This window comes from Enterobacter sp. Taxon_2, from assembly GCF_058355295.1.
The window spans coordinates 1,377,852-1,392,535 of record NZ_CM178024.1; the positions used below are offsets into that span (position 1 = coordinate 1,377,852).

The following is a 14,684-nucleotide window of genomic DNA, read 5'->3' on the forward strand; positions in this document are numbered from 1 at the left end:
ATCGCGTAACAGTAACCTAACTACCCCTAAAAGACGATGCCTCACCCGATGCAAAATGACGTATATCAATGTGAAAATGCGGTTTTTAGGTATTCTGTAGCGAAAATGGACGAATGACTCGCTATATACTTAATTATATAGCGAAAAGCGATAATGGCGCCGTCAGAATTTCCGCGCTACTATCGCCCTAACCACGTTTTCTAAATTGAAAACATACACTCTAGCCCTTGTGCCTGTGTCGAAAGATATGGCGCTCTGGCCGTGGCGAATTTGCCACCAGGGTACAGAAAGAAATGACTGTGCCTCCCGATCTGGAAAGGTGTACATGGCTTCACAACTTACTGATGCTTTCGCGCGTAAGTTTTATTACTTACGTCTGTCGATTACCGATGTGTGCAACTTCCGTTGCACCTACTGCCTGCCCGATGGCTACAAACCGGGCAGCGTCACCAATAACGGCTTTCTCTCCGTGGACGAAGTGCGCCGCGTCACGCGCGCCTTCTCTGAGCTCGGCACCGAAAAAGTGCGTCTGACCGGCGGCGAACCCTCGCTGCGCCGCGATTTCCCCGACATCATTGCCGCCGTACATGAAAACGAACGTATCCGCCAGATTGCGGTGACCACCAACGGTTACCGCATGGTGCGCGACGTGGCGACCTGGCGCGATGCGGGCTTAACCGCCATCAACGTCAGCGTAGATAGTCTGGACGCCCGCCAGTTCCACGCCATTACCGGCCAGGATAAATTCCAGCAGGTCATGGACGGTATCGATGCAGCATTTGCGGCCGGCTTCGAAAAAGTCAAAGTCAACACGGTGCTGATGCGTGATGTAAACCATCACCAGCTCGATACCTTCCTGGCGTGGATCAAATCCCGTCCCATTCAGCTGCGTTTTATTGAGCTGATGGAAACCGGCGAGGGCAGCGAGCTGTTCCGCCGCCATCACATCTCCGGCATGGTGCTGCGCGACGCGCTGCTAAAACGCGGCTGGATCCACCAGATCCGCCAGCGCAGCGACGGCCCGGCGCAGGTCTTCTGCCATCCTGATTACGAAGGCGAGATCGGGCTTATCATGCCTTACGAGAAAGATTTCTGCGCCAGCTGCAACCGCCTGCGCGTCTCCTCCGTGGGCAAGCTCCATCTTTGCCTGTTTGGTGACGGCGGCGTAGACCTTCGCGATCTGCTGGAAGACGATGCGCAGCAGGACGCGCTTGAAGCACGCATTTCTGAAGCGCTGACGCATAAAAAACAGACCCACTTCCTGCATCAGGGCAATACCGGCATTACTCAGAACCTGTCCTACATCGGCGGGTAATCAGGCTTAAGAAGGAAACAGAAAATGAGTCAGGTCAGCGCAGAATTTATCCCGACACGCATTGCTATCCTTACCGTTTCCGACCGTCGTGGCGAAGAGGATGATACCTCCGGCCACTGGCTGCGCGAGGCGGCCCATGACGCGGGGCATCGCATCGTCGATAAAGCGATCGTGAAGGAGAACCGCTACGCCATTCGCGCGCAGGTCTCGCAGTGGATCGCCAGCGATGAGGTGCAGGTGGTGTTGATTACCGGCGGCACCGGTTTTACCCCAGGCGACCAGGCGCCCGAAGCGCTGATCCCGCTGTTTGACCGTGAAGTGGAAGGCTTCGGCGAAGTGTTCCGCATGCTCTCCTTTGAAGAGATTGGTACCTCCACGCTGCAGTCGCGCGCCGTGGCGGGTGTGGCGAACAAAACCCTGATTTTCGCCATGCCGGGCTCGACCAAAGCCTGCCGCACCGCGTGGGAAAACATCATCGCCCCGCAGCTGGATGCCCGTACCCGTCCGTGTAATTTCCATCCCCATTTAAAGAAATAAGCTATGTCACAACTGACCCACATTAACGCCGCCGGTGAAGCGCATATGGTGGATGTTTCCGCCAAAGCCGAAACGGTGCGCGAGGCGCGCGCGGAAGCGTTCGTCACCATGTTGCCAGAGACGCTGGCGATGATTATCGACGGCAGCCATCACAAGGGTGATGTCTTTGCCACCGCGCGCATCGCGGGGATTCAGGCCGCCAAGCGCACCTGGGATCTCATCCCGCTGTGCCATCCGCTGATGCTGAGCAAGGTGGAGGTGAACCTGCAGGCCCAGCCGGAGCACAATCGGGTGCGGATTGAATCGCTGTGCCGCTTAACCGGCAAAACCGGCGTGGAGATGGAGGCGCTGACGGCGGCCTCCGTTGCCGCGCTGACCATCTACGACATGTGCAAAGCGGTGCAGAAAGATATGGTGATTGGCCCGGTTCGCCTGCTGGCAAAAAGCGGCGGAAAATCCGGTGATTTTAAGGTGGATAGCCATGATTAAGGTGCTCTTTTTTGCGCAGGTGCGCGAGCTGGTGAATACCGACAGCCTGACGCTGGATGCGTCTTTTGAAAACGTTGCTGCCCTGCGCGCGCATCTGGCGGCACAAAGCGACCGCTGGGCGCTGGCGCTGGACGAAGGCAAGCTGCTGGCCGCCGTTAACCAGACGCTGGTGGAATTCACCCACCCGCTGGCCGAAGGGGATGAAGTGGCTTTCTTCCCGCCGGTAACGGGGGGGTAAGATGGCTGAAACCCGCATTCTGGTGAGCCCCGGGCGTTTTAACGTGGGGACCGAATACAGCTGGCTGGCGGAACGCGATGAAGACGGCGCGGTCGTGACCTTTACTGGCAAGGTGCGCAACCACAACCTCGGCGACAGCGTGAAGGCCCTGACGCTGGAGCATTATCCCGGCATGACGGAGAAGTCGCTGGCGGAGATTGTGGACGAGGCGCGGGGCCGCTGGCCGCTCGGCCGCATCACGGTAATTCACCGCATCGGCGAGATGTGGCCCGGCGAGGAGATTGTCTTCGTCGGGGTGACCAGCGCGCACCGCGGCAGCGCGTTTGCGGCAGGGGAGTTCATTATGGATTACCTCAAAACCAGAGCGCCGTTCTGGAAGCGCGAAGCCACGCCGGAAGGTGACCGCTGGGTAGAATCTCGCGACAGCGATAAACAAGCCGCCAGCCGTTGGTAGTCGGTTTACGTGGATGTGTTAATCTTAACGTGTGTGTCTACTTAATCTTAATCAGGAGTGAATCATGGACCGATTTCCGCGTTCCGATTCAATAGTACAGCAGACCCGTAGCGGCCTGCAGACGTATATGGCTCAGGTGTACGGCTGGATGACGGTTGGCCTGCTGCTTACCGCGTTTATCGCGTGGTATGCGGCGAACACGCCTGAACTGATGATGTTTATCTTCTCCAGTAAGATCACCTTCTTTGGGCTGATTATCGCGCAGCTGGCGCTGGTGTTTGTGCTTTCCGGTCTGGTGCAAAAGCTGAGTGCCGGCATGGCAACGACCCTGTTTATGCTCTATTCGGCACTAACGGGGCTGACGCTTTCCAGCATCTTTATCGTTTACACCTACTCATCCATTGCCAGCACCTTCGTGGTCACCGGCGGGATGTTCGGTGCGATGAGCCTGTACGGTTACACCACGAAGCGCGATCTGAGCGGCTTCGGCAGTATGCTGTTTATGGGGCTGATCGGGATTGTGCTGGCGTCGCTGGTGAACCTGTGGCTGAAGAGCGAAGCGCTGATGTGGGCCGTGACCTACATCGGGGTGGTGATCTTCGTTGGATTGACGGCGTATGACACCCAGAAGCTGAAAAACATCGGCGAGCAGATTGACGTGCGCGACAGTTCAAACCTGCGCAAATATTCGATCCTGGGCGCGCTGACGCTGTATCTGGACTTCATCAACCTGTTCCTGATGCTGCTGCGTATTTTCGGCAACCGTCGTTAAGGTTGCTTTGCCGGGTGGCGGCTTCGCCTTACCCGGCCTACGAAGCGCGAACCGTAGGTCGGGTAAGGCGAAGCCGCCACCCGACTTATTCACTTCGCCAACATCCTCTCATTCTTCGCGCGCAGCTTTTTCGCCCGACTTTCCAGCACCAGATAGCAGATCGTTGCCAGCGCCAGCGGCAGGAAGTAATACAGCAAGCGGTACGCCAGCAGGGCGGCGATAATCGTTCCCTGAGAAACATGCTCCCCGGCCAGCAGGGCAATAAACACCGCCTCCAGCACGCCGATCCCCGCCGGAATATGCACAATCACGCCCGCAATACTGCTCACCAGCAGCACGCCCAGCACGAAGAAGTAGTTTACGTCCTCGCCAATCAGCAGCCAGATGATGGCTCCCATCGCCATCCAGTTAGCGCTGGAAACCGCCATCTGCAGCACCGCAAACTTCCACGAGGGCAGGACCAGCTTTTGCCCTTTAATGGTCATATGTCGGCGTCTGGCAAAGGCGCAGGCCCATAGATAAACGGCGATAATCAGCAGCAGTACGATGCCCAGAATGCGCAGCGTTGCCTCGTCGATATACCAGTGCGCGGGGAGCTGCACCACGCCGATGGTGAATATCACCCCGCCGAGCAGAATATAGCCCAGCCAGTTAGTGGTGATGCTTAACGAGAAAATGCGCGTGATGGTTCCGCCCGGCAGGCCAAGGCGCGAATAAAGGCGATAGCGCATGCCAATGCCGCCGACCCAGGTACTCAGCGTCAGGTTAAAGGCGTAGCAGATAAATGACACCAGCATTACCTGACGTTTGGCCAGCTTGTGGCCGCAGTAAGCGCGGCCCAGCAGGTCATAGCAGCCGTACATCAGGTAGCTCACGATAACCAGCCCCACAGCGCCCAGCAGCACCATCCGGTTATAGTTGCGGATGACCTTCCACACCTCTTCCCAGTCAACTTTCTGTGCGTAGACCACCAGCAGAACCGCGACCGCAATAAAAAACAACCAGGTCAGGATCTTTTTTGCCAGCCGCCAGCGTGGATGCGATTTCGACATCAGGGTTTGCCTCCATCTTCCGCTTCTATGCGGTCCTGGGTTTCCATTTCGGGTTGTACCGGCGGGTCCACCTGCGCCAGCTTCGGCGTATGCGCCGGCAGCCAGCCGACCATCGCCGGGAAATGCCGCAGAAAGTGGAACACCACCACGCTGATGCCCAGGTTCCACCAGGTGCGTTTGGGAACCATGGACTCATCCACGCGCACGCAGTCGTTAACGATCAACGCCTGCAGGTTATCCCGCAGGGTCTGATTAAACTGGCGATCGTGGATGATCAGGTTGGCTTCAAGGTTGAGCGATAAGCTCAGCGGATCAAGGTTGCTGGAGCCCACGGTGGCCCAGTGATCGTCCATCAGCGCGACTTTGCCGTGCAGCGGTCGGCGGCGATATTCGTAGATCTGGACGCCGCCCTTCACCAGATAGTTATACAGCAGCCGCGCCCCGACTTTAACGATCGGCATGTCCGGCTCGCCCTGCACAATCAGCTTCACGCGCACGCCGCGTCGGGCGGCATTGCGCATGGCATGCAGCAGACGATAGCCCGGGAAAAAGTAGGCGTTAGCGATGATCACTTCACGCTTCGCGTTGGCCAGCATCTTGAGATAATGACGTTCAATATCGTCCCGGTGCTCGCCGTTGTCGCGCCAGACGAAAAGGGCCTGCGCTTCGCCGGGCTTCCGGTTCTCTTCCGGGCGATGACGGCGTTTCCACCAGCGGCGAACGGCCTCTTTCCCCGGCAGGTTCTCCAGCTCAAACAGCAAGATGTCCTGTACCACCGGGCCTTCAATGCGAATCGCGTAATCCTGCTTCGCTTCCGGGCCGTAGTCGGACATATGCTCAGCGGAGTAGTTAATGCCGCCGACAAACGCCACCGTCTCATCCACCACCACAATTTTGCGATGCATCCGGCGGAAAAGGTTGGTACGCATACCGAACAGGCGAGGGCCGGGATCGTAGTAGCGGAACACCACCCCCGCGGCGGTCAACTCATTCACAAACGTATCGCTGAGATCCGGCGAGCCGTAGCCATCCAGCAGCACTTCAATTTTCACCCCGCGCTGGGCGGCGCGCAGCAGCACGCTGTGCAGCTGCTTGCCAACGTTGTCTTCGAACCAGATAAAGGTTTCGAGGATCACCTTCTGCTGAGCGTGATCAATCGCCTTAAACACGGCCGGGTAATACTCGTCCCCGTTGACCAGCAGCGTGATCCGGTTGCCCTCCTGCCAGGAACATTTCATAGGTGGATCTCCGCGCTGAGCGGGGCATGGTCGGAAAGATGCCGCCAGTTGAGGAGCGCCAGGGCGGTCGGGCTGCTGGCATGGGCATTTTTTACGTAGATGCGGTCAAGCCGCAGCAGCGGGAAACGGACCGGAAACGTGCGCGCAGGTCTGCCGTTCGCCCGGGTGAAAATTTCCTCCAGTCCGGCCTCTACCTTTAACGGATGGTTTGCCCGCTGTCGCCAGTCGTTGAAATCGCCCGCCACTACCACCGGTTCACCTTCGGGAAGCGCGTTGGCCCATTCGGCCAGCATTTTCAGCTGCGCCTGACGATGGGCTTCGCGCAGGCCCAGATGAACACAGCCGACATGGATGGGCAGCTCAAGATCGGGCGGGGTAACGCGGCAGTAAAGCAGGCCGCGTTTTTCGCTCTCCCCGACGGAAACGTCGCGGTTTTCGTAATGTTCTATGGGATAACGGGACAGCACCGCGTTGCCGTGATGCCCTTCCGGATAGACCGCATTGCGGCCGTAGGCGTAATCACTCCACATGGTGTCGGCCAGAAATTCATAGTGCGGCGTGTCGGGCCAGTTCTCAAAGTGAAGCGGATGCACTTCGTGTGCGCCCATCACCTCCTGCAGGCAGACAATATCCGCGCTGACGGTGCGAACCGCGTCGCGCAGCTCCGGTAAAATGAAGCGGCGATTAAATGCTGTGAAGCCTTTATGAATGTTTATCGTCAGCACTTTAAGCGAGAAATGCTGCATTTTTTTCGTCATAAGCTCCTTCCTGAGTGACTATCCCAATGAAAATAAAGTGTAGTCGGCGTCACAAAAAGATGCGGCGTTACGGAATTTTCCGTAAAGTGCGGTAGTCTGATTAAGCAGAGAAAAATCCTTCAGGAGAGAAGCCATGAAGTGGCAACAACGTGTTCGTGTCGCAACTGGCCTGAGTTGCTGGCAGATAATGTTGCATTTACTGGTCGTGGCCGTACTGGTGATGGGCTGGATGAGCGGCACGCTGGTGCATGTTGGCCTGGGGCTATGCGTCCTTTACGGCGTCACCGTGCTGTCGATGCTGTTCTTACAGCGCCACCATGAAGCACGCTGGCGCGAGGTGGGTGATGTGCTCGAAGAGCTCACCACCACCTGGTATTTTGGTGCGGCGATGATCGTCCTGTGGCTGCTGTCACGCGTGCTGCAAAACAACCTGCTGCTGGCCCTGGCGGGTATGGCTATCCTCGCAGGGCCTGCGGTCGTCTCATTGCTGACCAAAGAGAAAAAGCTACGCAATGTTGCGTCTAAACATCGCGTACGCCACTGAGCCCGTCGTGGCCGCAATCACCAGTAGCGGCCACAAACTTCCCCAGACAATATCCAGACTCGCATCCTTCAGATAGATTTGTTTGGTGATGTCCGTAAAGTGCCGAATCGGATTTACCCACGTCAGATCCTGTAGCCATACCGGCATGTTCTCGACGGGAGAAACATACCCCGAGAGCAAAATCGCGGGCATCATAAAGACGAATACCCCGATAAACGCCTGCTGCTGCGTTGAGCAGAGCGCCGAGATCAACAGCCCGAACCCCACCAGCGACAGCCCGTAAATCACCATCGTGAAGTAAAACAGTGCCAGCGAACCGGCGAACGGGATCTGGTAAGCAAATATTCCCACGCCCAGCACGATGGTGGCCTGGAAGGTCGCGACGATCAGCGCCGGAACCGCTTTACCGACGAAAATCTGCCAGGTAGCAAGCGGGGAGACCAGCAGCTGATCCAGCGTGCCCTGTTCGCGCTCGCGGGCGACGGAGAGGGAGGTCACGATCATCACCCCGATGGTGGTGATCATGGCGATCAGCGACGGCACCACAAACCACTTGTAGTCCAGATTCGGGTTGTACCAGTTGCGCACCACCAGTTCGCTGTTGTTAGGCTTCGGTTTGCCGTCCATCAGCTCCTGCTGGTAATCCTTCACCACCTGCTGCAGATAGTTGGCCGCTATCTGGGCGCTGTTGGAGTTACGTCCGTCGAGGATCAACTGCATCGGCGCGGTCTGGAAGGTATCCAGATTGCGGGAGAAATCCGCCGGGAACCGTACCAGCAGCAGCGCTTTTTGCGTGTCGATAGTGGGCTGGATCTCCTGCGGGCTTTTTAGCAGCAGGATGTGGGTAAAGGCTTTCGCGCGGGCAAAGCGCTGCGTTAGCTCAACGGCGTGTTTGCCGTTGTCTTCGTTGTAAATGGCGATGGTGGCGTTGGTCACCTCAAGGGTGGCGGCAAACGGGAACAGCAGTACCTGGATCAGCACCGGCAAAACCAGAATGGCGCGGGTTTGCGGCTCGCGCAGCAGGGATTGCAGCTCTTTGCGTATTAACGTCCATAAACGGTAAAACATGCGCGCTCCTTAATCTAACCGCCGTTTGGTTTTCATCCACGTCAACCCGATAAACATCGCCGCTGACGCCAGTAAAAACAGGGTGTTGATAATCAGCACCACCGGAATATTCCCTGCCAGGAACAGGCTTTGCAGCGTGCTTACAAAGTAGCGCGCCGGGATGATGTAGGTCACGGCGCGGATCACCGCAGGCATACTGTCTATCTGGAAGATAAACCCGGACAGCATAATCGACGGCAAAAAGGCGGCGTTGAGGGCCACCTGGGCGGCGTTGAACTGGTTGCGGGTGATGGTGGATATGAGTAGCCCCATCCCCAGCGTGCTGAGTAAAAACAGGCTGGTGATAAAGAACAGCACCACCAGCGAGCCGCGATACGGCACGCCGAGGATAAAGACGGACACCAGCATGCAGAGCAGCATCGCCAGCATACCGAGGAAGTAGTAGGGAATAAGCTTGCACAGCAGCAGCTCGACGCGCGTCACTTCGGTTGAAAGCAGCGCCTCCATGGTGCCGCGCTCCCACTCGCGGGCGATGACCAGCGAGGTCAGAATCGCGCCAATGACCGTCATGATGATGGTCACCGCGCCCGGAATAATAAAATGCTGGCTGATGGCGGCGGGGTTAAACCAGTAGCGCGTCTGCACGTCAATCAGCGGGTTGAACGTCTCGCCCCGGTCTTCCGCCCGCTGCATCTGCCAGAGCTGCCAGATCCCCTCCGCATAGCCCTGCACGAAGTTCGCGGTGTTCGGCTCGCTGCCGTCGGTGATCACCTGGATCGGCGCATCGGTATTTGCCCGCGCCATATTGGCGGCGAAATCCACCGGAATGACGATCAGACCGCGAATTTTCCCGGCCTGCATCTTCTGGATCAATTCCTGACGGCTGTCGCTGATGGTGGCGTCAATATAGGGCGATCCGGTCATGGCGTGGGTGAAGTCCAGCGCCTCTTCGCTCTGCTGTTCCAGCAAAATCCCGACCCGGAGCTTGCTGGAGTCCAGATTAATGCCGTAGCCAAAGATAAACAGCAGCAGCAGGGGGATCACCACCGCAATCAGCCAGCTGCTGGGGTCACGCACGATCTGCCGCGTCTCTTTAATGCACAGCGCGCGCACCCGGCGCCAGGAAAGGGCATTACTGCGCATGGGCATTCTCCTTATCCCAGTCGTGGATGAGGGTGATAAACGCCTGCTCCATGGTCGGGTCCGGGACCTCCTCGTCGGCGGCCTGGTTTTTCAGGTCGTCCGGGGTACCGTGGGCAATCAGCTTACCGCGATACACCAGCCCGATGCGGTCGCAGTACTCCGCCTCGTCCATGAAGTGGGTGGTTACCATTACGGTCACCCCTTTTTCCACCATGCTGTTGATATGCAGCCAGAACTCGCGGCGGGTGAGAGGATCAACGCCCGAGGTCGGTTCATCCAGAAACAGAATATCCGGCTCGTGCATCAGCGAGCAGGCCAGCGCCAGCCGCTGCTTAAAGCCGAGCGGCAGCTCGTCGGTGGCGTGGGAGGCAATGTTGGTTAACCCGAAGGCGTCGCTCATGCGGCGGATTTTGTCGTTCTGCGCCCGCCCGCGCAGGCCGTACACGCCGGAGAAAAAGCGCAGATTTTGCTCGACCGTCAGGTTGCCATACAGGGAGAATTTCTGCGCCATATAGCCCAGATGCTGGCGCGCCTTGCCGGAGCTGACCTTCAGGTCCATGTCCAGTACCAGCGCCTTGCCGGACGTCGGCACCAGCAGGCCGCACATCATCTTAAAGGTGGTCGATTTTCCCGCACCGTTCGGCCCGAGCAGGCCAAAAATCTCCCCGCGCTTCACCGCAAAATTAACGTTGTCGGTGGCGGCGAAATCCCCGAACTTTTTGGTGAGGGATTTGGCTTCAATGACCGTTTCGCCCGGCGTGCCTTCCACCGTGTGCAGAATGGCGCCAAGCGGCGACTCTGACGTCCCCGCGCCGCCCAGCAGGTCAATAAACGCATCTTCGAAACGCGGCGCCGTCTCTTCCATGTCGATCTCAGGCATGCCGGGCGCATGGCGAATATCGTCGACGGTGGCCTCTTTTTTGAGGATCACCCGCACCGAGCGGCCCTGAATCATCCCGTCGCTGACCTGCGGCAGCTTGAGCACTCGCTGCAGCAGCGTGCGGTTGGACGCCTGCGTGCTGTGCAGCAGGAAGCTGCGCCCGGCCATGCTCTGCGTCAGCGTCGTCGGCTCTCCCTGATAAAGCAGTTCGCCTTCGTTCATCAGCAGCACGTCCCGGCACTGCTCCGCTTCGTCGAGGTAGGAGGTGCTCCAGAGGATCAGCATCCCGTCGCCCGCCAGCTCGTGCACCATCTGCCACAATTCGCGGCGGGAAATCGGGTCAACGCCGACGCCGGGCTCGTCCAGCAGCAGCACCTTTGGTTCGCCCACCAGCGTACAGGCCAGCCCCAGCTTCTGCTTCATCCCGCCGGAGAGTTTGCCCGCCAGCTGGTCGGTGAACGGGCCGAGGGAGGTAAATTCCAGCAGGCGGGCGAAGGTTTTCTGTCGCGTTTCGCCGGTGACGCTGCGCAGGTCGGCGTACAGGTTCAGGTTTTCCATTACCGTCAGGTCTTCGTACAGGCCAAACTTCTGCGGCATATAGCCGAGCATGGCGTGGAGCGCGCCGTCATCTTTTATCGGGTCAAGGCCGAGCACGCGGGCCGATCCTTCATCCGGCTTCAGCAGCCCGGCCAGCATCCGCATCAGCGTGGTTTTCCCCGCGCCGTCCGGGCCGACCAGCCCGGTCACATAGCCTTTCTGGATGGTACAGTTCAGCGGTGCGACCGCGGGCTTATCCATCCCCTTAAAGCGTTTAACCAGATTGTTGAGCTGAATAACCGCGTCATTCATGTCGTTCCCCGCCGTTCACTTTTACGGTGACGGGCATGCCCTGACGCAGCGCGTCATCCGCATCGGTCACGATGATGCGCAGGCGATACACCAGGTCGGTACGCAGGTCCGGTGTTTCTACTGTTTTCGGCGTGAATTCGGCGGTAGGGGAGACAAAGCCCACTTTGCCGTGATACGGCTTGTCCGGGCGACCGTCGGTATAGAGCAGCAGCTCGCGGCCCGGCTGCATCTGGCCGAGATTCGTCTCATCAATGTAGGCGCGCACCCACACCGGGCGGGTCAGGGAGAGGGTCAACACGGTGCTGCCCGCGCTGAGCATGCTGCCCGGCTCCACGGCGCGGGTCATCAGCGTGCCGTCAGACGGTGCGATGAGCGTGGTATCGTGCAGATCCAGCTCCGCCTGGGCCAGCTGCGCCTGCGCCTGTTCAAGGCTGGCTTTCGCCTGGGCGATATCCTGCGGGCGGTTACCGGTGTGGTATTGGCTTAATTTATCCTGCGCGGATTTCAGCGTTGCCTGCGCCTGGTCGCGGGACGAGCGCGCATTTTCCAGATCGTTAGCGGAAATGGTGCGGCTTTTCCACAGCCCCTGCTGACGGGCGTAGAAATTCTGCGCGTAGTCATAGGCGGCCTGCGCCTGTTTAACGGCGGCGGCGGCCTGGGCGATCTCTTCGTCGCGATAGCCTGCCAGCATCAGGTCATATTGTGCCTGGGCGACGGACACGCCTGCTTTGGCCTGCAGCAGCGCATTCTCATAGGGCGCTTTATCCAGCATCCCCAGCGTCTGCCCGGTTTTAATGGCATCGCCTTCGTCAACGCTCAGCGAGGCGAGACGTCCGCCCACGCGGAAGCTCATGTTCACCGTGCGAATATCCACGTTACCGTACAGCGTCAGGCCTTTATCCTGATGGCTCTGATACCACAGCCATCCACCGACTCCGGCGGCAAGCAAAACAACAACCACCAGAACGATGGCGACAGGTTTTTTCATGACTTCAGGCTCCTTTGCGTTAAGCCTTGCAGGATTAGATCGAGATGACAGGCGATGACCTGGCTAATCTGCGCGGCTTTATCCTCATCAAATTGTGTCCAGCCGGTGCGTAACAGGATGGTTTCCCTGCCCAGACGGAAGGCAAGAATTTCACCCAGCAGGGCGTGGGTATGCAAAATTGTCTCGGTATCACTGGCATCGCGCCCGGTATAGGCGGCGATCAGCCGGGTCAGGTGGGTGTGCATCGGCTCAATCACCCGATCGTGTACCCGCTGGTAGGCGGCAGTTGGGGAGAGCTGCTCGCGGGAGATAAACTTGCTCAGGTTGAGCGTATCGTCGTGCGTCAGCAGGCGGATCATATCGTGGCAGGCATTGAGAATAAGCTGGCGAACGGCGGCGCGATCGGGCGACGGCTGGCCGAGCAGCGCGGTGGCTTCCTCAACGTGCGGGTGAAACTGCGTGCCGATAAAATCGGCGATCCACTCGGCGCAGGCGAGGTATAAATCCTCTTTTGAGCCAAAATAGTAGGTAATCGCCGCAATGTTCTGCCCGGCCAGCGCCGCAATATCGCGCGTGGTTGCATGCAGCCCGTACTCACCAAACTGCGCCAGCGCGGCGGCAATAAGCTGGTTTTTGGCCTGTTCACCTTTTGATGTCGTCGGGGTTGTATTCATAGCGGCATTAAGAATTAATCAATCGATTGATTAAGATTATGCCTGATTCACGCTAACGTCGAGGGAATGCGGAGGGATATTTTATGCGCCACGTCACAAAAGCTGCTACACTCCGCTCCTTCGCGACATTGTGGTTTTTGTCCTCTCCTATTCGTTATATCTCCCTGAAAACTACACCTGTGATGGTCGGGGCGGTTCGGAGTTTTTATGTCTTTTGATTCCCTTGGCCTGAACCCGGAAATTCTGCGCGCGATCGCAGAGCAGGGCTACGTTGAGCCAACCCCAATCCAGCAGCAGGCTATTCCTGCCGTTCTTCAGGGCCGTGACCTGATGGCCAGCGCCCAGACCGGCACCGGTAAAACCGCGGGCTTTACGCTGCCGCTGTTAGAGCTGCTGGTAAAAAATCAGCCGCACGCCAAAGGCCGCCGTCCGGTTCGTGCGCTGATCCTCACCCCAACTCGCGAGCTGGCGGCGCAGATTGGTGAGAACGTGCGTGACTATAGCCGCTATCTCAACATTCGCTCGCTGGTGGTGTTCGGCGGCGTCAGCATCAACCCGCAGATGATGAAGCTGCGCGGCGGCGTCGACGTACTGGTGGCAACGCCGGGTCGTCTGCTGGATCTGGAACACCAGAACGCGGTGAAGCTCGATAGCATTGAAATTCTGGTGCTGGACGAAGCCGACCGCATGCTCGACATGGGCTTTATTCACGATATTCGACGCGTGCTGGCCAAGCTGCCGCCGCGTCGTCAGAACCTGCTCTTCTCCGCGACCTTCTCCGACGAGATCAAGGCGCTGGCGGAAAAGCTGCTGCATAACCCGCTGGAAGTGGAAGTGGCGCGTCGCAACACCGCCTCTGAGCAGGTGACCCAGCACGTTCACTTTGTTGATAAAAAGCGTAAGCGCGAACTGCTCTCCCAGATGATCGGTCAGGGGAACTGGCAGCAGGTGCTGGTCTTTACCCGCACCAAGCACGGCGCCAACCACCTGGCAGAACAGCTGAATAAAGACGGCATCCGCAGCGCCGCCATTCACGGTAACAAGAGCCAGGGCGCGCGTACCCGTGCGCTGGCGGACTTCAAATCTGGCGACATCCGCGTGCTGGTGGCGACCGACATCGCCGCCCGTGGCCTCGACATTGAAGAGCTGCCGCACGTGGTGAACTACGAGCTGCCAAACGTGCCGGAAGACTACGTTCACCGTATCGGCCGTACCGGCCGTGCAGCGGCAACCGGTGAAGCGCTTTCGCTGGTCTGCGTGGACGAGCACAAGCTGTTGCGCGACATCGAACGTCTGCTGAAGAAAGAGATCCCGCGCATCGAAACCCCGGGCTACGAAGTGGATCCGTCAATCAAAGCCGAGCCGATTCAGAACGGTCGTCAGGGCGGTGGTGGACGTGGCCAGGGTGGCGGCGGTCGCGGTCAGCAGCCGCGTCGTGCCGAAGGCGGCGCACCGAAATCATCCGGCAAACCGCCGCGTCGCAACAACGACAGCAAACCGGCGGGTGAAAACCCGTGGCGCAGCGGCGAAGGGAAACCGGCAGGGGAAGGGCAGCGTCGACGCCGCCCGCGTAAACCTGCTAACCCGCAGTAATCTGGAAGCCCGGTCGTAAAGCCGGGCTTTTCTTTTTGCGGCAGCGAAGAGAAAGTGCCACAATAGTGGCTGTTTATACAGTATTTCAGGTT

The 14,684-nt window shown here is 58.5% G+C and carries 16 protein-coding genes and 1 riboswitch; of the genes, 8 read left to right on the plus strand and 8 right to left on the minus strand.

What is annotated here, in order from left to right; genetic code table 11:
- Positions 1–204: 204 nt before the first annotated feature.
- A riboswitch (molybdenum cofactor riboswitch) is annotated at positions 205–338 on the plus strand.
- From moaA to AC4IC4_RS06470, 6 genes are all read left to right on the plus strand, one after another.
- Positions 326–1,315, plus strand: coding sequence for a GTP 3',8-cyclase MoaA (moaA, locus tag AC4IC4_RS06445; protein WP_032649453.1), 990 nt, complete (start codon positions 326–328; stop codon positions 1,313–1,315). (Overlaps the previous riboswitch by 13 nt.)
- Before the next feature lie 24 nt (positions 1,316–1,339).
- Entirely contained in the window at positions 1,340–1,852 is a 513-nt protein-coding gene (gene moaB, locus AC4IC4_RS06450; RefSeq protein ID WP_491472376.1) for a molybdenum cofactor biosynthesis protein B, read from the plus strand.
- Between the two features lie 3 nt (positions 1,853–1,855).
- Entirely contained in the window at positions 1,856–2,341 is a 486-nt protein-coding gene (moaC, locus tag AC4IC4_RS06455; RefSeq protein WP_008501142.1) for a cyclic pyranopterin monophosphate synthase MoaC, read from the plus strand.
- Positions 2,334–2,579, plus strand: coding sequence for a molybdopterin synthase sulfur carrier subunit (gene moaD, locus AC4IC4_RS06460; RefSeq protein ID WP_032649449.1), 246 nt, complete (start codon positions 2,334–2,336; stop codon positions 2,577–2,579). The genes moaC and moaD overlap by 8 nt, the downstream gene beginning before the upstream one ends.
- A gap of 1 nt (position 2,580) precedes the next feature.
- A complete protein-coding gene (gene moaE / locus AC4IC4_RS06465) occupies positions 2,581–3,033 on the plus strand; it encodes a molybdopterin synthase catalytic subunit MoaE (RefSeq protein ID WP_491472377.1) in 453 nt (150 codons plus the stop codon).
- A 64-nt stretch (positions 3,034–3,097) separates the two neighbouring features.
- Positions 3,098–3,805, plus strand: a complete 708-nt coding sequence (locus AC4IC4_RS06470; protein WP_336212778.1) for a Bax inhibitor-1/YccA family protein — start codon at positions 3,098–3,100, stop codon at positions 3,803–3,805.
- Between the two features lie 89 nt (positions 3,806–3,894).
- On the opposite strand, the gene AC4IC4_RS06475 is transcribed toward AC4IC4_RS06470, so the two are convergent.
- Genes AC4IC4_RS06475 through AC4IC4_RS06485 form a run of 3 tightly spaced genes read right to left on the minus strand, consistent with a single transcriptional unit; the run spans position 3,895 to position 6,853 of the window.
- Complete coding sequence (locus AC4IC4_RS06475; RefSeq protein WP_491472378.1) at positions 3,895–4,857, minus strand: lysylphosphatidylglycerol synthase domain-containing protein; 963 nt, start codon at positions 4,855–4,857, stop codon at positions 3,895–3,897.
- On the minus strand, positions 4,857–6,095 hold the full coding sequence (gene clsB, locus AC4IC4_RS06480; protein WP_248163633.1) for a cardiolipin synthase ClsB: 1,239 nt from the start codon (positions 6,093–6,095) through the stop codon (positions 4,857–4,859). Before clsB ends, AC4IC4_RS06475 begins: the two co-directional genes overlap by 1 nt.
- Positions 6,092–6,853: an endonuclease/exonuclease/phosphatase family protein gene (locus AC4IC4_RS06485; RefSeq protein ID WP_032649441.1), complete on the minus strand. Its 762-nt coding sequence runs from the start codon at positions 6,851–6,853 to the stop codon at positions 6,092–6,094. Before AC4IC4_RS06485 ends, clsB begins: the two co-directional genes overlap by 4 nt.
- A 133-nt stretch (positions 6,854–6,986) precedes the next feature.
- Here AC4IC4_RS06485 and AC4IC4_RS06490 point away from each other — a divergent pair, with 133 nt between their 5' ends.
- Entirely contained in the window at positions 6,987–7,397 is a 411-nt protein-coding gene (locus AC4IC4_RS06490) for a YbhQ family protein (RefSeq protein ID WP_032649440.1), read from the plus strand.
- Here AC4IC4_RS06490 and AC4IC4_RS06495 read toward each other — a convergent pair.
- The 5 genes from AC4IC4_RS06495 to cecR are packed head-to-tail and all read right to left on the minus strand — an operon-like array spanning position 7,359 to position 12,999.
- A complete protein-coding gene (locus tag AC4IC4_RS06495) occupies positions 7,359–8,465 on the minus strand; it encodes an ABC transporter permease (RefSeq protein WP_032649437.1) in 1,107 nt (368 codons plus the stop codon). The genes AC4IC4_RS06490 and AC4IC4_RS06495 overlap by 39 nt on opposite strands.
- A 9-nt stretch (positions 8,466–8,474) precedes the next feature.
- On the minus strand, positions 8,475–9,608 hold the full coding sequence (locus tag AC4IC4_RS06500; protein WP_032649434.1) for an ABC transporter permease: 1,134 nt from the start codon (positions 9,606–9,608) through the stop codon (positions 8,475–8,477).
- Entirely contained in the window at positions 9,598–11,337 is a 1,740-nt protein-coding gene (locus AC4IC4_RS06505) for an ATP-binding cassette domain-containing protein (RefSeq protein WP_491472379.1), read from the minus strand. The genes AC4IC4_RS06500 and AC4IC4_RS06505 overlap by 11 nt, the downstream gene beginning before the upstream one ends.
- Entirely contained in the window at positions 11,330–12,325 is a 996-nt protein-coding gene (gene hlyD / locus AC4IC4_RS06510; protein WP_090417698.1) for a secretion protein HlyD, read from the minus strand. Before hlyD ends, AC4IC4_RS06505 begins: the two co-directional genes overlap by 8 nt.
- Positions 12,322–12,999: a transcriptional regulator CecR gene (gene cecR, locus AC4IC4_RS06515; protein WP_491472380.1), complete on the minus strand. Its 678-nt coding sequence runs from the start codon at positions 12,997–12,999 to the stop codon at positions 12,322–12,324. The genes hlyD and cecR overlap by 4 nt, the downstream gene beginning before the upstream one ends.
- Before the next feature lie 207 nt (positions 13,000–13,206).
- Here cecR and rhlE point away from each other — a divergent pair, with 207 nt between their 5' ends.
- Positions 13,207–14,592: an ATP-dependent RNA helicase RhlE gene (gene rhlE / locus AC4IC4_RS06520; RefSeq protein ID WP_032649426.1), complete on the plus strand. Its 1,386-nt coding sequence runs from the start codon at positions 13,207–13,209 to the stop codon at positions 14,590–14,592.
- The last annotated feature ends 92 nt before the right edge of the window (positions 14,593–14,684 follow it).